Origin of the sequence: Actinomadura sp. 1N219 (assembly GCF_044326405.1) — a bacterium.
GTDB lineage: Bacteria > Actinomycetota > Actinomycetes > Streptosporangiales > Streptosporangiaceae > Spirillospora.
This window is the reverse complement of sequence record NZ_JBIRAY010000019.1, coordinates 21,550-39,978: the sequence shown is the minus strand read 5'-3', so window position 1 is coordinate 39,978 and position 18,429 is coordinate 21,550. Positions and strand designations below refer to the sequence as shown.

20 protein-coding genes are annotated in these 18,429 nt (G+C 71.5%); 9 read left to right on the top strand and 11 right to left on the bottom strand.

Features of this window, described 5'->3' with window-relative positions; translation table 11 throughout:
* Window positions 1-2: 2 nt before the first annotated feature.
* From ACH35V_RS37585 to ACH35V_RS37570, 4 genes are read left to right on the top strand one after another with little or no spacing between them, the layout of a single operon-like run.
* Complete coding sequence (locus ACH35V_RS37585; protein WP_395979643.1) at window positions 3-824, top strand: siderophore-interacting protein; 822 nt, start codon at window positions 3-5, stop codon at window positions 822-824.
* A complete protein-coding gene (locus tag ACH35V_RS37580; RefSeq protein WP_395979642.1) occupies window positions 808-1,803 on the top strand; it encodes a FecCD family ABC transporter permease in 996 nt (331 codons plus the stop codon). The genes ACH35V_RS37585 and ACH35V_RS37580 overlap by 17 nt, the downstream gene beginning before the upstream one ends.
* Window positions 1,800-2,819 carry a FecCD family ABC transporter permease gene (locus ACH35V_RS37575; protein WP_395979641.1) on the top strand — a complete coding sequence of 340 codons (1,020 nt, stop codon included), beginning with the start codon at window positions 1,800-1,802 and terminating at the stop codon, window positions 2,817-2,819. The genes ACH35V_RS37580 and ACH35V_RS37575 overlap by 4 nt, the downstream gene beginning before the upstream one ends.
* A gap of 7 nt (window positions 2,820-2,826) precedes the next feature.
* Window positions 2,827-3,660 carry an ABC transporter ATP-binding protein gene (locus ACH35V_RS37570; protein ID WP_395979640.1) on the top strand — a complete coding sequence of 278 codons (834 nt, stop codon included), beginning with the start codon at window positions 2,827-2,829 and terminating at the stop codon, window positions 3,658-3,660.
* On the opposite strand, the gene ACH35V_RS37565 is transcribed toward ACH35V_RS37570, so the two are convergent.
* The 7 genes from ACH35V_RS37565 to ACH35V_RS37535 all read right to left on the bottom strand — a co-directional run bounded on the left by ACH35V_RS37565 (window position 3,638) and on the right by ACH35V_RS37535 (window position 10,350).
* Window positions 3,638-4,153, bottom strand: coding sequence for a YbhB/YbcL family Raf kinase inhibitor-like protein (locus ACH35V_RS37565; RefSeq protein ID WP_395979639.1), 516 nt, complete (start codon window positions 4,151-4,153; stop codon window positions 3,638-3,640). The two genes, ACH35V_RS37570 and ACH35V_RS37565, sit on opposite strands and share 23 nt — an antisense overlap.
* Window positions 4,154-4,244: 91 nt before the next feature.
* Entirely contained in the window at window positions 4,245-5,126 is an 882-nt protein-coding gene (locus ACH35V_RS37560) for a carbohydrate ABC transporter permease (protein ID WP_395979638.1), read from the bottom strand.
* On the bottom strand, window positions 5,123-6,061 hold the full coding sequence (locus tag ACH35V_RS37555) for a carbohydrate ABC transporter permease (RefSeq protein WP_395979637.1): 939 nt from the start codon (window positions 6,059-6,061) through the stop codon (window positions 5,123-5,125). The genes ACH35V_RS37560 and ACH35V_RS37555 overlap by 4 nt, the downstream gene beginning before the upstream one ends.
* On the bottom strand, window positions 6,058-7,134 hold the full coding sequence (locus tag ACH35V_RS37550) for an ABC transporter ATP-binding protein (RefSeq protein ID WP_395979636.1): 1,077 nt from the start codon (window positions 7,132-7,134) through the stop codon (window positions 6,058-6,060). The genes ACH35V_RS37555 and ACH35V_RS37550 overlap by 4 nt, the downstream gene beginning before the upstream one ends.
* Window positions 7,135-7,143: 9 nt before the next feature.
* A complete protein-coding gene (locus ACH35V_RS37545) occupies window positions 7,144-8,544 on the bottom strand; it encodes an ABC transporter substrate-binding protein (RefSeq protein WP_395979635.1) in 1,401 nt (466 codons plus the stop codon).
* A gap of 113 nt (window positions 8,545-8,657) precedes the next feature.
* Window positions 8,658-9,455 (bottom strand): ABC transporter ATP-binding protein, encoded by a 798-nt coding sequence (locus tag ACH35V_RS37540; RefSeq protein ID WP_395979634.1) that lies wholly within the window; start codon window positions 9,453-9,455, stop codon window positions 8,658-8,660.
* Window positions 9,448-10,350 (bottom strand): ABC transporter permease, encoded by a 903-nt coding sequence (locus ACH35V_RS37535; protein WP_395979633.1) that lies wholly within the window; start codon window positions 10,348-10,350, stop codon window positions 9,448-9,450. The genes ACH35V_RS37540 and ACH35V_RS37535 overlap by 8 nt, the downstream gene beginning before the upstream one ends.
* 224 nt (window positions 10,351-10,574) lie before the next feature.
* Here ACH35V_RS37535 and ACH35V_RS37530 point away from each other — a divergent pair, with 224 nt between their 5' ends.
* From ACH35V_RS37530 to ACH35V_RS37510, 5 genes are all read left to right on the top strand, one after another.
* On the top strand, window positions 10,575-12,131 hold the full coding sequence (locus tag ACH35V_RS37530) for a bifunctional phosphatase PAP2/diacylglycerol kinase family protein (protein WP_395979632.1): 1,557 nt from the start codon (window positions 10,575-10,577) through the stop codon (window positions 12,129-12,131).
* A gap of 73 nt (window positions 12,132-12,204) precedes the next feature.
* On the top strand, window positions 12,205-12,441 hold the full coding sequence (locus ACH35V_RS37525; protein ID WP_395979631.1) for a DUF6158 family protein: 237 nt from the start codon (window positions 12,205-12,207) through the stop codon (window positions 12,439-12,441).
* A 151-nt stretch (window positions 12,442-12,592) separates the two neighbouring features.
* Window positions 12,593-13,549 carry a VanW family protein gene (locus tag ACH35V_RS37520; RefSeq protein WP_395979630.1) on the top strand — a complete coding sequence of 319 codons (957 nt, stop codon included), beginning with the start codon at window positions 12,593-12,595 and terminating at the stop codon, window positions 13,547-13,549.
* 18 nt (window positions 13,550-13,567) lie between these two features.
* On the top strand, window positions 13,568-14,098 hold the full coding sequence (locus ACH35V_RS37515) for a YceI family protein (protein ID WP_395979629.1): 531 nt from the start codon (window positions 13,568-13,570) through the stop codon (window positions 14,096-14,098).
* Window positions 14,099-14,229: 131 nt separating this feature from the next.
* Window positions 14,230-15,465: a serine hydrolase domain-containing protein gene (locus ACH35V_RS37510; RefSeq protein WP_395979628.1), complete on the top strand. Its 1,236-nt coding sequence runs from the start codon at window positions 14,230-14,232 to the stop codon at window positions 15,463-15,465.
* Here ACH35V_RS37510 and ACH35V_RS37505 read toward each other — a convergent pair.
* Genes ACH35V_RS37505 through ACH35V_RS37490 form a run of 4 tightly spaced genes read right to left on the bottom strand, consistent with a single transcriptional unit; the run spans window position 15,446 to window position 18,427 of the window.
* On the bottom strand, window positions 15,446-16,222 hold the full coding sequence (locus tag ACH35V_RS37505; protein WP_395979627.1) for a hypothetical protein: 777 nt from the start codon (window positions 16,220-16,222) through the stop codon (window positions 15,446-15,448). The two genes, ACH35V_RS37510 and ACH35V_RS37505, sit on opposite strands and share 20 nt — an antisense overlap.
* Entirely contained in the window at window positions 16,219-17,349 is a 1,131-nt protein-coding gene (locus ACH35V_RS37500) for a glycosyltransferase family 4 protein (RefSeq protein ID WP_395979626.1), read from the bottom strand. The genes ACH35V_RS37505 and ACH35V_RS37500 overlap by 4 nt, the downstream gene beginning before the upstream one ends.
* On the bottom strand, window positions 17,349-17,699 hold the full coding sequence (locus ACH35V_RS37495) for a hypothetical protein (protein ID WP_395979625.1): 351 nt from the start codon (window positions 17,697-17,699) through the stop codon (window positions 17,349-17,351). Before ACH35V_RS37495 ends, ACH35V_RS37500 begins: the two co-directional genes overlap by 1 nt.
* A complete protein-coding gene (locus ACH35V_RS37490) occupies window positions 17,696-18,427 on the bottom strand; it encodes a hypothetical protein (RefSeq protein ID WP_395979624.1) in 732 nt (243 codons plus the stop codon). The genes ACH35V_RS37495 and ACH35V_RS37490 overlap by 4 nt, the downstream gene beginning before the upstream one ends.
* Between the last annotated feature and the right edge of the window lie 2 nt (window positions 18,428-18,429).

The following is an 18,429-nucleotide window of genomic DNA, read 5'->3' as shown; positions in this document are numbered from 1 at the left end:
ATATGGAACGCCACGACCCGCGCGGGCGTGTGCTGGAGCATCACCGGAACGGCACCGAAGTTCGCCGCATCGGGTATCCGATCGGCATCCGGACGCTTCAGGTGCTTCGCCGGGAGCAGATCACGCCCAACATGCTGCGGCTGACGTTCGGCGGGCCGGAGCTGGCGGGGTTCCACAGCTACCAGGCCGACGACCACATCAAGCTCGTCTTTCCGGACGCGGACGGCGCGCTGCGGCTTCCCGTGCCCACCCACGACCTGGATCTGGACTGGCCCAAGCCCTCGCCGCCCAGCCGCCGGTACACCATTCGGCGTTACGACGCGGACGCGGGCGAACTCGACATGGACTTCGTCCTGCACCCGGGTGGGCTGGCCGCGGAGTGGGCGGCTGACGTCAAGGTGGGGATGGATGTAGCGGTCGCGGGGCCGCCTGGCGCCAAGGCGTTTCCGCACAACTACGGCCACTATGTGTTCGCCGTTGATGCCACCGCGCTGCCCGCCGCCGCTCGGTGGCTGGAGGAGTCCCCGCCGGACGTGTCCGCCCGGCTGGTGATCGAGACCGCCGACGCCGCCGACCACGCCTACCCCCTCGCCGCCCGAGACGGGGTGGAGGTCACCTGGCTCGTCCGCGACGGACGGGAGTCGTCGCTGGCCGACACGGTGCGGTCGCTCGGCCTTCCCGGCGGGCGGACGTTCCTGTTCGCCGCCGGGGAGACGGGCGCGATCAGGCCGCTGCGCGCCTGGGTGCGCGACCTGCCCGGGATGGACGCGCTCTTCACGGGCTACTGGAAACTCGGAGTGGCCGGGCTTGAGGAAGACGACTGAGCCCGCGCGGCGGGTGGCGGTCCTGCTGGGGGCCGTCCTGCTCCTGGCCGTGCTCGCGGGCCTGAGCCTGGCCGTCGGGGCGGGGAACGCTCCGCCGCACGAGATCTGGCGGGCCCTGACCGACTACGCGGGGACGGACGAGCAGGTGATCGTCCGCGACGTCCGGCTGCCGCGGACGGTCCTCGCCGTCTGCGTGGGCGCCGCGCTCGGCACCGCGGGGACCCTCGTCCAGACGCTGACCCGCAACCCGCTCGCCGAGCCCGGCATCCTCGGGGTGACCGCGGGCGCCGGGCTCGCGATCACCGGCGGGACCGTGCTCGGGATCAGCGGGTCGCAGGCGGGGCGGCTGGGGCTCGCGCTGGCGGGGGCGGTGGTCGCGTCGCTCATCGTGTACGGCATCGGACGGGCCGTGCCGCTGCGGCTCGTCCTCGCCGGAGTCGCCTTCACCTTCGTGCTGACCGGGATATCCCTCGGGCTGCGCATCGTGTACCCCGACGTGCTGGACCGGTACCGGTTCTGGTCGGTCGGATCGCTCGCCGGACGTGAGCAGACGCCGTTCGGTGTGGCGCTGCTGGCGATCGTCCTCGCCCTCGCGGGCGCGATGCTGGTCACCCGGCCCCTCGCGGGTCTCGCGCTCGGCGAGGACGTCGCGCACGCGCTCGGCGCGCGCGTCGCGCGGATCAGGGTGGCGGTGCTCGCGCTCGTCACCGTCCTCGCCGGCGCCGCCACCGCGATCGCGGGGCCGATCGTGTTCGTCGGGCTGATCGTCCCGCACCTGGCGCGGCGGGCCGCCCGCGGGTCGGTCCCGTGGCTGATGGCGTACACGATGCTGCTCGGCCCCATCCTGCTGCTCGTGTCCGACATCGGGTCGCGGGTGCTGCTGCCGACGGGCGAGGTGCCGGTCGCGGTCGTCACCGCGTTCCTCGGCGGACCGGCGCTGATCTGGGTGGTCCGCCGGTACGGGGCGGTCGAGACATGAGCGTGCTGGTGATACGCGCGGGACGGGTGTCCGCGCTGATCGAGCGGCGGACCGCGCTGACGTCGATCGCGCTGGCGGGCGTCACGCTGGCGCTGGCCTTCGTCGCGCTGTGCCGCGGGGACTCCTGGGACCCGCCCGGCGAGGTCTTCGCCGGGCTCGCGGGGTACGGGGACGCGGCGCTGGTCGTCCAGGAGTGGCGGCTGCCCCGGGTGGCCGGGGCGCTGGTCTTCGGCGCGGCCCTCGGCACCGCCGGGGCGATCTTCCAGAACGTGACCCGCAACGCGCTCGGCAGCCCGGACGTGATCGGCCTGGACGCCGGCGCCTACACCGGCGTGCTGATCGCGATCACCGTGTTCGGCGGGACGGCGGCGGGGCTCGCCGCCGGTTCGCTGGCGGGCGGGCTCGCCTCGGCCGCCGCCGTCTACGCGCTGTCGCTGCGGTCCGGGCTCAGCGGCCTGCGGCTCGTCGTCATCGGGATCGCGGTGAACGCCATGCTGACCGCGCTCAACTCGTGGATCGTGCTCCTCGCCCAACTGGAGGTGGCGACGGCCGCGACCGCGTGGAGCGCCGGCTCCCTGAACGGCCTGGACTGGGACGAGGTCCGCCTACCGTTCCTGATCATCGCGGCGCTGGCGCTGCTGGCGGCAGTCCTGTCCCGGACCACGGGGCAGGCCGCGCTCGGGGACGACGTCGCCGCCGCGTCGGGGGTGGCGCTGAACCGGTACCGGCTGCTGATCATCCTGGCGGGCGTGGGCCTCACCGCGACCGTCACGTCCGCGACCGGGCCGATCGTGTTCGTCGCGCTCGCCGCGCCGCAGATCGGCCGCCGGGTCGCGGGCGCCGCCGGGACGCCCGCGCTGCCCGCCGCGCTGACCGGGGCGCTGCTGCTCCTCGCCGCCGACCTCGCCGCCCAGACGGTCGTGGCCCCCGTCCAACTGCCCGTGGGGGTCGTCACGACGGTCATCGGCGGCGCCTACCTCTGCTGGCTCCTGATCATGGAGATGAGACGGAGATGAGACAGCCGTGAACGGACGCCCGACCCCCGCCGGTCGCCTGACCGCCGCCGACGTCACCCTCGCCTACGGCGACCGGGTCGTGTCGGCGAACCTGACCGTCGACGTCCCGGACGGCGCGTTCACCGCCGTCGTCGGCGCCAACGCGTGCGGCAAGTCGACGCTGCTGCGCTCGTTCGCCCGGCTGCTGGCGCCGTCGTCCGGGCATGTCGAGTTCGACGGGCGGGACGTCCGCGACTACCGGCCGAAGGCCATCGCCCGCGAGATCGGGTTCCTGCCGCAGGGCCTCGTCGCGCCGGAGAACATCGTGGTGCGGCAACTCGTCGCGCGGGGCCGGTACCCGCACCAGACGCTGCTGTCGACCTGGTCGCGCGAGGACGAGCGGGCCGTGACCGCGGCGATGGAGGCGGCCGGCGTCACCGACCTCGCCGAACGGCCGGTGGAGAGCCTGTCCGGCGGGCAGCGGCAGCGGGCGTGGGTCGCGATGGTCCTCGCCCAGGAGACGTCCTACCTGCTGCTGGACGAGCCCACCACGTTCCTCGACATCACGCACCAGTACCAGCTGCTCGCGCTGCTGGCCCGGCTCCGCGACGAGGGCCGGACGATCATCGCGGTGCTGCACGACATCAACCAGGCGTGCCGGTTCGCCGACCACCTCGTCGCCATGCGGGACGGGCGGATCGTCGCCGAGGGCGCGCCCGCCGACATCGTCGACGCCGCCCTGATCAAGGAGGTGTTCGACCTGCCGTGCGTCGTCGCGCCCGACCCGGTCACCGGCACCCCGATGATCGTCCCGACCGGGGAGGAGTTCGGGGCGCCTGTCAGGTCCCGTACTCGGGGATGATCGAGGCGCGGGCCAGGGTGTGGGCGGTGAGGTTGAAGCCCACCGCGGCCGGGGGCGTGTCGGGGCCGATGCCGAGCGACTCGACGTCCAGCGCGTGGACGGTGAACACGTAGCGGTGCGGGTCGCCGGGCGGCGGGGCCGCGCCGCCGAACGCCCGCACCCCGTAGTCGTTGCGCGCCTGGACGCCGATCTTGGCGTCCTCGGCGCCCGCGCCGGTGGGCAGCTCGGTCACGTCCGCCGGGATGTCGAACAGCGACCAGTGCCAGAAGCCGCTGCCGGTCGGCGCGTCCGGGTCGTAGCAGGTCACCGCGAAGCTCTTGGTCTCGGCGGGGAACCCGGACCAGCTCAGGTGCGGGGACTCGTTGCCGCCGCCGAGCCCGCTGAACACGTGCTTGTCCGCGAGGCGCTCGCCGTCGGCGACGTCGTCGCTGGTCACGGTGAACGACGGGACTTCGGGCAGGAACTCGTGGGGAAGCGGCGGCTTGCCGGCCATGGCGGCCCTCCTAGAAACGGGGATCGGCTGTGCTCCTCCATCTCTATCAGGGGCCGCCTCCGTCAGGGGACGCGCGTCCAGGGGCCGCACGTCAGGTCTTGACGGCCCCCATCGTGAACCCGGTGACGAAACGGTCCAGGAACAGGTTGAACAGGAACGCGATCGGCACCGCCGTGATCACCGTGGACGCCTGCAGCGACTGCCAGAAGAACACGTCCCCGCGGATCAGCTGCGTCGGGACGCCGGTGCTGACCACCATCTCCGGGCTCGCCGACACGAACGCCAGCGCGTAGACGAACTCGCTGGCCGTGAGCGTGAAGCTGAACACGACGACCGCGACGATCCCCGGGAACACCAGCGGCAGGACGGCCCGCAGGAACGCGCCCAGGCGGCTGTGGCCGTCCACCATGGCCTGCTCCTCGACGTCCTTCGGGACGGCCTTCAGGAACCCGATCAGCAGCCACACCGACACCGGCACCGTGATCGTCGGATACACGACGATCATCGACCAGAGCGTGTCCTCCAGGCGCAGCCACACCACGACGCGGGTCAGCGACAGGAACAGCAGCGACGGCGGCACCAGGTACACCATGAAGATCGCGATGCCCATCGGGGTGCCCCACGGACGGTCCAGCCGCGCGAGCGAGTACGCCGCCGGGATCGACAGCGCCAGCGTGATCGCCACCACCGCCGCGCCGACGATCAGCGTGTTCGCCACGAACGTCAGGAACGGCGTGTCGGTGAACAGGAACGTCACATGGTCGGGCGTCGCGGGCTTGTTGTAGAAGAACGGGTTGCTCTCGGGGTTGTACAGGTCCTGGTTCTGCTTGAACGCGCTGATCACGCTCCACAGGAACGGCATCGCGCACACCAGCGCCGCCAGGACCGCCGCCCCGTACACCCCGCACCGCGCCGCCACATGCCGCCGCGCATACCGCTTCCGGAGCCCTTCGACGTGTGCCGCGGTGCTCATCGGGCCTCCAGCCGTCGGACGGCGCGCAGGATCGCTATCGCGCCCGCGAACAGCAGCGGGAACAGGAACAGCGCGATCGCCGCGCCCTGCCCGACGTCCCCGCCCTCGATGCCGCGGAAGTACGCCCACGACGCCAGCACGTCCGTCGAGTGCGTCGGGCCGCCGCGCGTCAGCACGTACGGGACGGTCATGTCCGTGAACGTCATGATCGCGCCGAACAGCCCGGCGACCGCGATCACCGGGAGCGTCAGCGGGATCGTCACCTCGAACATCCGCCGCCAGAACCCGGCGCCGTCGATCCGCGCCGCCTCGTCGATGTCGCGGGGGATCGCGACCAGCCCGGCCATCACGATCACGGCGGCCAGCGGCGTCAGCCGCCACACCTGCACCATGATCACCGACGCCATCGCCGTGCCGGGACGGCCCAGCCACACGACGTTAGCGTCGATCAGCCCGAGGTTGCGGAGCACCCAGTCGACCGGCGAGAAGATCGAGTCCAGGAACCACAGCCACGACACCGTCGACAGCGCCACCGGCGTCGTCCACGGCAGCAGCACCAGGAACCGGACGAACCACTTGCCGTGGAAGTCCGCGACCAGGATGTTCGCGAGGATCTTCCCGAACACCACGATCAGCACCATGCTGACCAGCGTGAAGAACAGCGTGTTGCGCAGCGACCGCCAGAACACGCCGTCGTCGAACACCTCGGAGAAGTTGCCGAACCCGACGAAGTCGAACGACGGGTCGCCGGTGGTGACGTCGGAGAACGCGAACGCGATGGCCAGCAGGAACGGGACGCCGACCAGCGCGATGATGTAGACCACCGACGGCAGCAGCATCACCCACGCGAGGAACCCGTCCCGGTCGGCGAGCCCGGCCCGCGGCGCCCGCTTGGACTCCTTCACCGCGGCGGCCGGCTTGAGGTCGGTCGTCACGGCGATTCCCCGATCGGCACGGGCGCCGCGCGTCTCCCCTCGTCCGCGTCGAAGAACCGCAGCCGCTCGGACGGGACGGCGAACTCGCGCGTCTCCCCGGCCTCCAGCGGCGTGCCCACGGTCGCGGGCAGCCGCGCGATGACGCGGGTCTCCTCGCCGATGCCGGTCACCGTCCCGTACACGTGCCGGTCGCCCGACAGGTACTCCATCCGCTCCACCTGGAACGGCATCGTCACCCGCGCGTCCGCCCGGACGTTCTCCACCGGCAGCAGATGCTCCGGACGGAACCCCACCAGCCGCCCGTCCCGCCTGACCAGGTTCATCGGCGGCGATCCGATGAACGTCGCAACGAACGTGTCGGCCGGGTCGTCGTACACCTCCTGCGGCGTCCCGACCTGCCGGACGCGGCCGTGCTCCAGCACCGCGATCCGGTCACCGAGCCCCATCGCCTCCGCCTGGTCGTGCGTGACGTAGATCGTGGTGGTGCCGACGCGCTCCTGGAAGCGTTTCAGCTCGTCGCGGGCTGTCGCGCGCATCTTCGCGTCGAGGTTGGAGAGCGGCTCGTCCAGCAGGAACACGGCCGGGTCGCGGACGAGCGCACGCGCCAGCGCCACCCGCTGCCGCTCACCGCCCGAAAGCTGGCGCGGCTTGCGGCGCAGCAGCGGCTGGATCTCCAGCAGCTCCGCGGCCCACTTCGCCTTGCGGTCGCGCTCGTCCTTGGGCATGCCCTCCGCGCGGAGCGGGAAGACGATGTTGTCCATCACCGTCTTGTGCGGGTACAGCGCGTACGACTGGAACACCATCGCGATCTGCCGGACCCGCGGCGGGAGCCCGTTCACGACGTTCCCGCCGATCAGCACCTCGCCCTCGGTCGGCTGCTCCAGGCCCGCGATCGTGCGCAGCAGCGTCGTCTTCCCGCACCCGGACGGCCCGAGCAGCACCAGGTACTCCCCGGGCTCGGCCGCCAGATCGACGCCGTCCAGCGCCCGGACTTGGTCGGACCGCCCCCGCCGCCGGGCCCTGACGTGCCCGTCGAAGGTCTTGACCAGCCCCTTCACCTCTACGGTGTTCATAGGCGCGCCTCAGCCGCCGACGAGACCGCGGGAGCGCCAGTTCTTGAAGATCGCGTTGGCGCGTCCCTCGGCGTCCGCGACCGCCTGCCGCGGGGACGTCTGGCCGCGGGCGGCGCGGCCGAACATCGTCGGCAGCACGTTGGTGTTGAAGATCTCGCCGATCGCCGGGTTGGACGGGCCCGGATAGCCGATGTTCGCGCTCCACGACGTCGCCGTCTTCAGCAGGCTCAGCTTGTTCGCGGGCTTCGCGCCCCACGGGTCGTTGTCCAGCCAGCCGTGCAGCTGCGGGACGAGCGACGGCCACCCCGGCAGGTCGTACAGCTCGGAATGGAACGTCACGGCCGGGAAGTTCGCCGTGTAGTGCAGCAGGAACTCCTTCGCCGCGTCCGGATTCCCCGCGTACTTCGGGACGATCCACTGCTGGATGACGTGCTGCGCCGCCAGCGCCGCCTTCGGCCCGCGCAGCGCCGGCACGAAGAAGATGTCGTCGCCGATCTCCCGGTTGGTGCCCATCGCGGTGCGCCACGCCGAGATCGAGTTCAGGATGTACGACGACTTGCCCGCGATGAGGGCCTGGTTGTTGGACGCCGGCGTCCACGAGAACACCTCGCTGGTCTCCGCGTCCTTGAACAGCCGCGCCATGTACTCCACGGCCGCGACGGTCGCGTCGGAATTGAGGACGACCCGCTCGTTCTCGTCCTGGACGGAGCCGCCGAACGACCACAGCAGCGCCCGCGCCGCCATGTTCGAGTCGGTCTCCGGGGACAGCCCGATCCCGCACGGCACGCCGGTCTGCTTCTTGATCTCGGTGGCGCCGCGGAGCAGGTCGTCCCACGTCACCGGGCCGTTCGGCATCCCGGCCTTCTCCCACATCGACTTGCGGAAGTCGCCGGGGTCGGGCGACCAGCCGGGGCAGTAGCAGTAGAACCGCTTGGTGTTGGGGTTGTAGCTCGACTTGCGGCACAGCTCCAGCTGCTGCCCCCACCGCCGGTTCGCCTCCTGGACGAGGTCGGACAGGTCCAGGACGGACGGCTCGTACTGCGAGAACGGCGCGATGTGCTGGATGAGGTCGTGGCCGCGTCCCGCCTGGATCTCGGACGCCGCGCGGCGCGGGACGTCCACCGTGTTGATGTGGTCGACCCGGACGTCCACGCCGACCTTCTTGCCCCAGTCGGCGACGAACTTGTCGAACCACTTGTCGTGCCGGGGCACGAAGTGGCTCCACATCAGGATGCTGAGGGAGCCGCTCAGCTTCTTCGCCGGGGAGGTGAACACCTCCTTCGGAGCGTTCCCGGAGTTCTTCGCCTGCGGGCCGCTGGTCTCGCTGGCGCACCCCGCCAGGACACCGTACGCACCAGCCGCGAGAGCCGTGGAGGATAGGAAGCCTCGTCTGCTGAACCGGTCGGCCATGGGAGCCTCCGTCGCCGTGGGTCTCCCTTGAAGGTAGATCGGCGAGGCCGTCTCATCCAGAGACGATCCGGTAACTCCGCGTCACTGTGACCTCTCCAGTCACACGGGCCGCTCTACTTGCCGGTGGCCTCGGTGTAGGCGGCGACGACCTCTTCGGGGTCGCCGTCCATGCGCATCCGGCCCTCTTCGATCCAGATGACCCGGTCGCACATGTCCTTGACCGTGTCGAGCTGGTGCGCGACCAGGAACACCGCGCCCGCCTCGTTGCGCAGCTCCTCGACCCGGCGCTTGCTCTTGACCCTGAACTTGGCGTCGCCGGTGGCGAGAGCCTCGTCGATCAGCAGCACGTCGTGGGTCTTGGCCGCGGCGATCGCGAACCGGAGCCGGGCGCCCATGCCGGACGAGTACGTCCGCATGGGGTACTGGATGAAGCCCTCCTTCAGCCCGGCGAAGTCGACGATCTTCCCGTACCGGTCCCTGACCTCCGCCGGGGACATGCCCATCGCGAGGCAGCCGAGGACGATGTTGCGCTCGCCGGTGAGGTCCTTCATCAGGGCCGCGTTCACGCCGAGCAGGGACGGCTGGCCGTCGGTGTAGACGCCGCCGCGGTGCGGCGGGAGGAGCCCGGCGATGGCCTTGAGCAGCGTCGACTTGCCGGAGCCGTTGCTGCCGATGATCCCGACGGCCTCGCCCCGGTAGACGACGAACGACAGGCCCTTGATCGCGTGGACCTCCGTCATCGACGGACGGTGCTGGCGCCGCAGGACGCGGGAGAACGCCGTCGCCGCGTTGCCCTTGCCGCCCGCGCCGTACACCCGGTACACGATGTGCAGGTCGTCGACGACGACGATCGGCTCACGCTTCGGGTCGATCTCGAGGGCGCCGCGGACCTTCGTGTCAGTGTCAACCACGGCCGTACCGCTCCTCGGCTCTGTAGAAGTACATGAACCCGCCCACCAGCATCACGACAGACCAGATGCCGGCGGAGAGCCACAACTGCCCCGCCTCGTTCATTTTCAGGTCGTGCGTCACATGGTCGCGGTATTCGCCCAGGAGCACGTACCGGCTGAGCTCGACGTACACGTACGCCGGGTTGAGCTGGAGCAGCTCGCCGAGGACGGGGTACTTGGCCAGCTTGGAGCCCGGCTCCATGAGCGACGGCAGGCTGAAGATCACGCCGGACATGTAGAGCCACGTGCGCATGACGAACGGCAGGAGCTGGGTGATGTCGCGGTTGAACGCGCCGAGCCTGGCCATCACCATGCCGATGCCGACGTTGAACATGAGCTGCAGCGACACCACCGGCACGAACAGCAGCATGTTGAAGGTCCACGGCTCGCCGAACGCCACGATGATCGCGAACAGCACGACCAGGGCCATCAGCAGCTGCTGGAGCTCGACGACCGCGATCGCCAGCGGCAGCGTGGCGCGCGGGAAGTGCAGTGCCCGGATCAGCGACAGGTTGTCCCCGACGGACTTGGCGCCCGAGGTGACCGACCGCTGCGTGAAGCCGAACAGGAAGACGCCGGTCACCAGGAACGGGATGAAGTCCGGCACGCCGCGGCTCGTGTCCAGCAGCAGCCCGAAGATCAGGTAGTAGACCGCCGCGTTCAGCAGCGGCGTCAGCAGCTGCCACACCTGACCCAGCCGCGAGTCGGTGTACATCGAGATGTTCTTGGCGGACGCGAACGCCCAGATGAAGTTCCGGCGCGCCCACACGCTCTGGAGGTATTTGCGCAGCGGGGGGCGCGCGGCGCTCTGCCTCAGCCCGTGGCGGGCGGCGTAGTCGGCCAGCGTCTCGTTCACGTGAGGAGGCTCCGCGATCGTTCCGACCGACTCGCCACCCGGGGAACCGAGCCGTTCCGGGTGACTCATGCCGGGAAGCCTATTGCAGTCGCTGACTCGAGCGTGACGTTCGCCCGCATGTGACCCCCGATTTGAGATCTTTACGGAATCATGTCGCCGTCCAGGGGGATACCCGGGGCATGCGCGTCAACCATGCACGGCGTAGGTACGTGCCGTCACGGACCGTGATACCGCCACGTCGGCAGGCGGTTCCGGAACCACGATACGGCCTGCTGCGCAGGCTCGGGCGGGCGGACCGGTGGGCGTTCGACCGGGTGGCGGCGGCGCGGCTGCGCGGGCTGGAGTACGTCCTGCCGAGGCTGTCGCGGTTCGCCGACCACGGGGTGCTGTGGTTCACGACGGCGGGCGTGCTGGGCGCCACCGGACGGCCCCGGCTGCGCCGCGCGGCGCTGCGCGGGTCGATCGCGATCGCGGTGGCGAGCCCGGCGGTGAACGTCCTCGGCAAGCAGGCGTTCCGCCGGAAGCGTCCCGTGGTGGATCTGGTGCCGCCGATCCGGATCAGGTGGAAGCTGCCGACGTCGCACGCTTTCCCGTCCGGGCATTCGGCGTCGGCCGCCGCGTTCGCGGCCGGGGTCGCGCTGGAGGCTCCGCGCGGGGTGGCGGCGCCGGTGGCGGTCACGGCGGCGGCGGTCGCGTTCTCCCGCGTCTACACCGGCGCCCATTACCCGGGCGACGTCCTGGCCGGGGTCGGGATCGGGGCGATCGCCGCGCTCGGGACGCGCCTCGTCTGGCCGGCCCGTCCTCCGGTGGCCCGCGTCGCCCCGGCCGAGGACGCGGCGGACCTGGTCGCGGGCGACGGGAACGGCCTGGTCGCGGTCGTCAACCCGGGGTCGGGCGGCTCCGGCGGGGCGACCGCCGCGATCCTGCCCGGCCGCCCGGAGCTGGCGATCGAGCTGCTCGAACGGGAGCTGCCCGCGGCGGAGATCGTCCGGCTGGGCCCGGACGAGGACGCCGACAAGGTGCTCGACGAGGCCGCCGGACGGGCCGCGGTGCTCGCCGTCATCGGCGGGGACGGCACCGTCAACGCGGGCGCGCGGGCCGCGCTGGAGCACGGCGTGCCGCTGCTCGTCGTCCCGACCGGGACGTTCGATCACTTCGCGCGGGCGATCGGCGTGGAGTCGGCGGCGGAGGCGATCGCGGCGTACCGGGGCGGGCGGATCGGCCGCGTGGACGTGTCCTACGTCACCCCGGTGTCCGGTGATCCGGCGGGCGAGGAAGAGCGGCTCTTCCTGAACACGGCGAGCCTCGGCGCCTACACCGAGCTGGTCGTCCGGCGGGAGCGGCTGGAGAGGCGGATCGGGAAGTGGCCCGCGCTCGCGGTCGCCGCCGTCCGGACGCTGCGGCACTCCGAGCCGGTCGCGCTGACCGTGGACGGCCGGGAGCGCCGCGTCTGGCTGGCGTTCGTCGGCAACTGCGTCTACGGCTCGCGCGGCGCCGCGCCCACGTGGCGCGACCGGCTCGACGACGGGCGGCTCGACGTCCGGATGATCGCGACCGGACGCCGCGTCCCGCGCGCCCGCGCGGTCGCCGCCGTCCTGGCCGGGCACCTGCACGTCATCCCCGGGTACCGGGCCTGGCGGGCGACCGGCCTGGAGGTGGTGTCGCGGTCCGGGGATCTGCGGCTGGCGCGCGACGGCGAGGTGTCGTCCCTGCCCGCCGCGGTCCGGTTCGGCAAGCACGCCGGGGCACTGGCGGTGTTCACGCCGGACGACGCCGGGTAGGGGACGGGCGCCCACGGAGATCCACGGAGGACGCAGGGTGGCCGCAAGGAGGCCCGCGGAGGAGGGAGCGGACATGACGAGTGACGGCGCCATGCTGGGAGTCGACCCCGGCGACCTCACCGATGACGACCTGTTCCGTGAGCTCGGCCACCTCTACACGACGAGGCTCGACGCGCTCAGGCACGCCGCCGACCAGGCGTACGGGGAGCACACGCGGCGGATGAACCAGCTTGAGGCCGAGTACCTGCGGAGGTTCCCGGGCCGCGAGATCGACCCCGAACGCCTCCGCGAGGGCGCCCGCGCCCGCTGACACCCGGGCTCGGCGACGCCCGGGGGCGGCGACGGGGTCGGCTTCGTTCTTGTTCGGGTCTTCTTCGGGTAAAGCCGCGGGCGTCGGCGGCGGGGGCGGGGCAGGGTCCGTTGCAGGATCCCGTTCGGGGGATCTTCGGGGGGTGTGATCTGTGGGGCGGACCCGGCCCGGCCGGAACGGACCCGGCCGGCGGAGACCCGGTGCCAGAAGGGCCGGTGGGAGGCGAGCCGGCCGCAGGCGGCGGTGTCAGGGACGCCGCCAGTCGGAGCTGCGCGAATACGTCCGGCAGTGGTGGCCGTTCGCCGCGGGCGCGCTGGCGACGACCGGGCTCCTGCTCGGCGCCTACCTGGGCGTTCCCCGGGACCCCGGCGCGTCCGCGAGGCTGGCCGTGCTCGGCGCGGCCCCGCCGGTCCGCTCCTTACCGAAGAACATCGTGCCGTACCGGCCGCCGTCCGTCCGGCCGATGAGCACCTACACCACCCGGTTCAAGCCGGGCGAGCCGCGGGTGCGCAACATCGAGCTCGCCGCCCACATCCTGGACGGCCACATCGTCGCTCCCGGCACGACGTTCTCCTTCAACGCCGTCGTCGGCCCGCGCACCGAGAGCCGCGGCTACGTGCCCGCGCCCGCCATCGTCGGGCCGCGCCTGGTGAACGACGTGGGCGGCGGCATCTGCCAGGTGTCCGCGACCTTGTTCAACGCGGTGTTCCGGGCGGGCCTGGACATCCGGAAGGCGCACGCGCACAGCATGTACATGCCGGAGTACCCGGCGGGGCGGGAGGCCGCCGTGGCGTATCCGGGCCTGGACTTCACCTGGCGGAACGACACCGGACGTCCTGTCCGGCTCCGGGTCTCGTCCACGGCGTCGTCGCTGACCGTCAGCCTGTACGGCGAACGCAGGTACCAGGTGCGGTCGAAGACGTCCGAGCGGTACGGGTTCGTCCCGTACACGAGAGGCGTGGGACGGGGGCCGGAATGCGTGCCCACCGCCGGACGCAGGGGCTTCGAGATCGACGTGTGGCGGACGCTGCTGCAGCACGGCCGCAAGGTCCGCCGGGAGAAGTTCCACACCGAATACCGTCCGCAGCCGCAGGTGCGATGCGTCTGAGCGTGCGATGGTGAGGGCATGGCGGTACGAGAGGGAACGTACGAGCTGGGCCCGGACGACGGAACGCTGCTGGTCAGGACGGGCCGCAGCGGGCTCGGACGCCGCGCCGGCCACGACCTGACCATCGCGGCCACGCGCTGGACGGCGGCGGTCGAGGCCCGCGAGCCGCTGGGCGATTCGTCCGTCAGGGTGATCGTCGAGGTGGACGGCCTGGAGGTCCGGGAGGGCACCGGAGGCGTCAAGCCGCTCACCGACCAGGACCGCGCGGAGATCAGGAAGACGCTGCGCGAGGTGCTCGACGCCCGCCGCTACCCGGAGATCACCTTCACGTCGTCGGCCATCGGCGCGGACGCCATCGAGGGCGACCTGACGATCATGGGCCGGGTGAAGCCGGTCAGGGTGCGGGCCGTCCTGGACGGCGGCCGGGTGCGCGGCGGCGTCACCGTGCCGCAGAGCCGGTGGGGGATCAAGCCGTACTCGGCGTTCTTCGGCGCGCTGAGGCTCGCCGACGACGTCGAGATCGCCTTCGACATCGCCCTACCTGCTTAGCGCCCCTTCCCGCCTGGCGCCCCTTCTTCAAGATCGACATGTACTAGGGTCCGAGATCGGAACAATTCGGACAGTAGATCTTGGGGGTCGCGGTGGTAGGCACCGAGCGGGCGGGACTGACCAGGCGGGAAATGGGGAAGGCGGCCGGGCTGACGGTCGCGGGGGCGACGCTGCTGACGGGCTACTCGTCCGGCACGTCCCGGGCCGCCGCCGCGGCGCCTTCGTGGCGGGTGAGCGGCAAGGCGCTCGCCGGTCTCGGGAGCTTCGACGCGACGCTCAAGACCTTCATGCAGGAGCGGAAGATCCCGTGCGGGCAGCTCGCCGTCGTCCGCAAGGGCAAGCTCGTCCTGTCGCGGGGCTACACCTACGCCGAGGCCGGCCACCTCACCACGCAGCCCACCTCGCTGTTCCGCGTCGCCAGCCTGTCCAAGCCGGTGACGGCGACGGCCGTGCTCCGGCTCGTCCAGGACGGGAAGCTGAAGCTCACCGACCGCGCCGCGACGCTGCTGAGCCTGCCCACGTCCGCCGACCCGCGGTTGAAGGACGTCACGGTGCTGCGGCTCCTCCAGCACCTCGGCGGCTGGGACCGCGCTGTGTCGCCCGACGTGATGTTCCAGGACGCGGCGATCGCCCAGGCGCTGGGCGTCCCGCTGCCGGTCACGCAGGCGAACGTCATGAAGTACACGTCGGCGCGCAAGCTCGACCACGCGCCGGGAACGAAGTACGCGTACTCCAACTACGGGTACCTGCTGCTCGGACGGATCATCGAGAAGGCCGCCGGGAAGAAGTACCAGGAGTACGTCCAGCAGAACGTGCTGGCGCCGCGCGAGATCACCCGGATGCGGCTCGGACGGACGCTGACCAAGGCGACCGGCGAGGTCCCCTACTACTCGACCTACACAGGGCCGACCGTCTTCGACAACAGCGGCAAGACGGTGCCCTACCCGTACGGCGCCTTCAACCTGGAGAACATGGACGCGCACGGCGGCTGGCTCGCCACCGCCATGGACCTGACCCGTTTCGCCGGTATCTACGACGGCGGCACGTCCGTGCTGAACGCGTCGTCCATCACCAAGGCGTTCGCGCAGCCGGAGACCGGCATCAACGACAACGGCTATTACTACGGATGCGGATGGCTGGTGCGGCCCGTGAGCGGCGGCGGCCGTAACACGTGGCACGACGGGAGCCTGTCCGGGACGTACACGCTGTTGGTCCGGCGGCACGACGGCCTGTCGTGGGCCGTTCTGTTCGACCAGCGTCAGGAACGCGACGCGCCGAGCTACAGCGCTATCGACCCCCTATTGCACCAGGCAGCGAACGCGGTGACGACGTGGCCGTCCGGTGACCTCACGCCTGATTACTTCTAGCCCGGGTGGCGCGGGTGAATTGGTCGTCGAGGGTGCGGGGGAACGGTAGTACGCGGTGAAGGTCCCGCCAGGGCGCGAACTGCCGGACGGCGTTGAAACCGGCGGCGGTCACGATGCGTTCGACGTTCGGTCCTGGCGCGCACGCGGGGTAGGCGTCCAGGTGCGCGACGCCTGGGGGCAGACCGTCCGGCTTCTGGGGCGACACCAGCGTCATCGGCGGATTGACCCCTTCGACGGACGCCATGTCACGCGCGTAGGCGACGAGTTCGAGTGTCTCTGGGGCGGGACCGCTGTGGACGATGAGCCAGCCGTCCACGTCTAGCGGCTCCGAAGGGGGATCGGTGAGCGCCAGTGGGGTGACCTCGTCGGAGACTGCGTGCAGGTAGGCGTGGTGAGGCGGGGCTAGCGGTTCTAGGACGAATGTGCGGTCGAAGTGTGGCGGGTCGGCGGGGAGGAGCGGTTCGTAGGCGTCCCAGCGCAGGAGGCGTGCCAGGTGGGTGACCCTGGGCGCGGAGGGGATGTGCGTCAGGTCGCCTTTCAGCCCGGCGGGGAAGGCGTCGATGATCACCTCGTGGGCGTCCGCGTCGGCGGCATCGAGGGACGGGACGATGCGCCAGCCGCCGGTGATGCGCGGGTCGTTCGCGAACGGCGAGGCCGTCACCACCGTGACGGGGCCGTCCAGGCGCAGGGTGTGCAGGACGGACCGGAGCCTCGTCAGATGGCCCAGCCCGTCACCGGCCGCGTAGCAGACGATCAACGGACGGCGTCGAGGACGGCGAGATACCCGGCGGTCTCGGCGGCAGGGGTGAAGTCGTGGCGGATGCGTTCCGCGGCTGCTGCGCCGAGCTTTGCGAGTTGCTCGTCGCCTGCGCGCGCCGCGCGGTCGATCGCGGCGCGGCAGGCGTGCGCATCGCCCGCCGGGAACGTGAAGCCGATCTCGTCGTCAGCGACGTCCGCGAGCCCGCCGCCGTCCGACGCGATGAGCGGCACGCCAAGGGCCGCCGCCTCCAAAGCCACATTCGGCATCCCGTCGTAGAACGACGGCAGCGCGACCAGGTCGCAACTCGCGTAGACGGCCGGAAGGTCGTAGCGCTCAAGGAATGGCAGGAACGAGTGCGGGACGGTGTCCTCGCGTTCAGCCAGCCATTCCGTCACCGGCTCCTCGACCTCGCCGACCAGCAGCAGATGGAACGCGTCCGCGTGCTTGGACGCGGCCAGCGCGTCCAGGAAGAACCCGATGCCCTTCTTGACCTTGAGCTGCCCGATGAGGCCGATCGTGCGGCGTCCCGCCCGGACGTTCTCGTCCCGCCACGCCCGGCCCTGCTCCCGCTCGGACGGCAGCACCCGCCACTGCGAGGTGTCGACGCTGTTGGCGACGAACGTAACCGCCGCGTCCGGGGCCAGCGCGGACACCAGCGGCGCGTGCGAGCGGGCGACGACGCACACGCGGGACGAGGCGCGCAGCGCGTCCGCCAGCACGCCGCGCCGCCGCATCGAGAACACGCCGACGTCGATGTCGTTGCCGCGCAGTAGCGTGACCAGAGGCGCGTCCAGCAGCGCGGACAGGACGGGCGCGGCGAGCGTCGCGTACACGCCGCCGAACGCGACGACGTGGGTGTAGCCGGTGAGGTCCTCGGCGGTGATCGTCGTCCACAGGCGGCGCAGCGCGTGCTCGGAGTCGTCGCCGAGCGGTGCCGAGATGAGCCGTCCGCCGTGCTCGCGGGTGACGCCCCACGGGCGGGCAGGGCGGGCGCGGCGCGTCAGGTGCGCGACGTCGACCTCGACCCCGGCCGCGCGCAGGCCCCGCACGATCCGGTCGGACGACTGCGACATGCCGCCCCGGCTCGGCGGATAGTGCTCGGTGATCCACAGGACGCGGTGCATCAGCTGTCCACGAAACCGGTGTCGTCGTCGCCCCAGTCGCCTCCGTGCGAGTAGTCGTCGCCCGGGTTGAACGCGCCGCGGTCGTAATCGTCGAACGACGAATACCAGTAGGTGTCGCCGTAAACGTGGGAACTGCCCTGGTAGTAGCGGCGCCGGAAACCGCCCGTCCAGGCAGGGTGATGCGGGTCCTGCGTCCCGTAGCCCTGGGCCGTCGCGCATTCGCTGCAGAGCCCGCCCTGCACGGCGTGCGCGGCGCAGACGGGCCGCGCGCACTGCGGGCACGACGCGACGGCCTGCTGCCCGCAGCGTCCGAGAACGAAGAAGCCGGTGGTCACGGTGCAGCGGTTCATGACGTCGTCCTTCCAGCCGCCCGGCCTGGCGGTGTCCAGCGGAACGGCTCCGTCGACACGTGCAGGATCCGGTCGGTCAGCTCCGCCTCGCCGAGCGGGCCGGGAAGCTTGCCGTTCGCGCGGAACAGCATCCGGCTCCCCTGCTTGACCTGCACCCTGATCCAGGGCGGCGGCGGTGTGCCCGGCCGCTGGACGGTCGCGCCCTTCGCCAGCCGCCGGGTGACCCGCACCAGATGCGTCGTCTTCGTCTTCGTCTTGATTTTGATCTTGCCACGCGGGTTCCGCTTCCGGCGGCGGCGGTACCGCACCCGGTCGGTGACCGACAGCTCCAGGACGCTGCCGTCCCGCAGTTCCGCCCGCAGGCGCAGCCACGGGTCCATCGCGTACCACTGCTTCATCGACAGGACCGGACGCTGGACGGGCACGTCGTACTGCGGCCCGGTCTTCTCCGGGAGCTGCGGGCCGCGCATGTCCGCCGCGACGGACAGCACCCCGTCCGGCCGCATGTCGGACGCCAGCACCCGCAGCATCGGCACGAGGACCCCCGGGACCCGGTCCGACAGCCGCCACTTCCGCCGCCGGATCTCGGCGCGGTGCCGCGCGAGGCTCTGGATCACCGGCTCCCAGTCGTCCCGCCGCAGCGAGACCGCGAAGCCCTTCTCCAGGGTCAGCGCCCGGTGCAGCGGGTGGAACCGCTCGATGGCGGCCTTCTGCTTACGCCAGAACATGA

Coding starts and splice junctions, on each gene's coding strand:
- ACH35V_RS37525 (WP_395979631.1), top strand. CDS start 12,205: ATGACGAGTGACGGCGCCATGCTGGGAGTCGACCCCGGCGACCTCACC.
- ACH35V_RS37545 (WP_395979635.1), bottom strand. CDS start 8,544: ATGGCCGACCGGTTCAGCAGACGAGGCTTCCTATCCTCCACGGCTCTC.
- ACH35V_RS37575 (WP_395979641.1), top strand. CDS start 1,800: ATGAGCGTGCTGGTGATACGCGCGGGACGGGTGTCCGCGCTGATCGAG.
- ACH35V_RS37510 (WP_395979628.1), top strand. CDS start 14,230: ATGGGGAAGGCGGCCGGGCTGACGGTCGCGGGGGCGACGCTGCTGACG.
- ACH35V_RS37515 (WP_395979629.1), top strand. CDS start 13,568: ATGGCGGTACGAGAGGGAACGTACGAGCTGGGCCCGGACGACGGAACG.
- ACH35V_RS37585 (WP_395979643.1), top strand. CDS start 3: ATGGAACGCCACGACCCGCGCGGGCGTGTGCTGGAGCATCACCGGAAC.
- ACH35V_RS37560 (WP_395979638.1), bottom strand. CDS start 5,126: ATGAGCACCGCGGCACACGTCGAAGGGCTCCGGAAGCGGTATGCGCGG.
- ACH35V_RS37550 (WP_395979636.1), bottom strand. CDS start 7,134: ATGAACACCGTAGAGGTGAAGGGGCTGGTCAAGACCTTCGACGGGCAC.
- ACH35V_RS37490 (WP_395979624.1), bottom strand. CDS start 18,427: ATGTTCTGGCGTAAGCAGAAGGCCGCCATCGAGCGGTTCCACCCGCTG.
- ACH35V_RS37500 (WP_395979626.1), bottom strand. CDS start 17,349: ATGCACCGCGTCCTGTGGATCACCGAGCACTATCCGCCGAGCCGGGGC.
- ACH35V_RS37495 (WP_395979625.1), bottom strand. CDS start 17,699: ATGAACCGCTGCACCGTGACCACCGGCTTCTTCGTTCTCGGACGCTGC.
- ACH35V_RS37565 (WP_395979639.1), bottom strand. CDS start 4,153: ATGGCCGGCAAGCCGCCGCTTCCCCACGAGTTCCTGCCCGAAGTCCCG.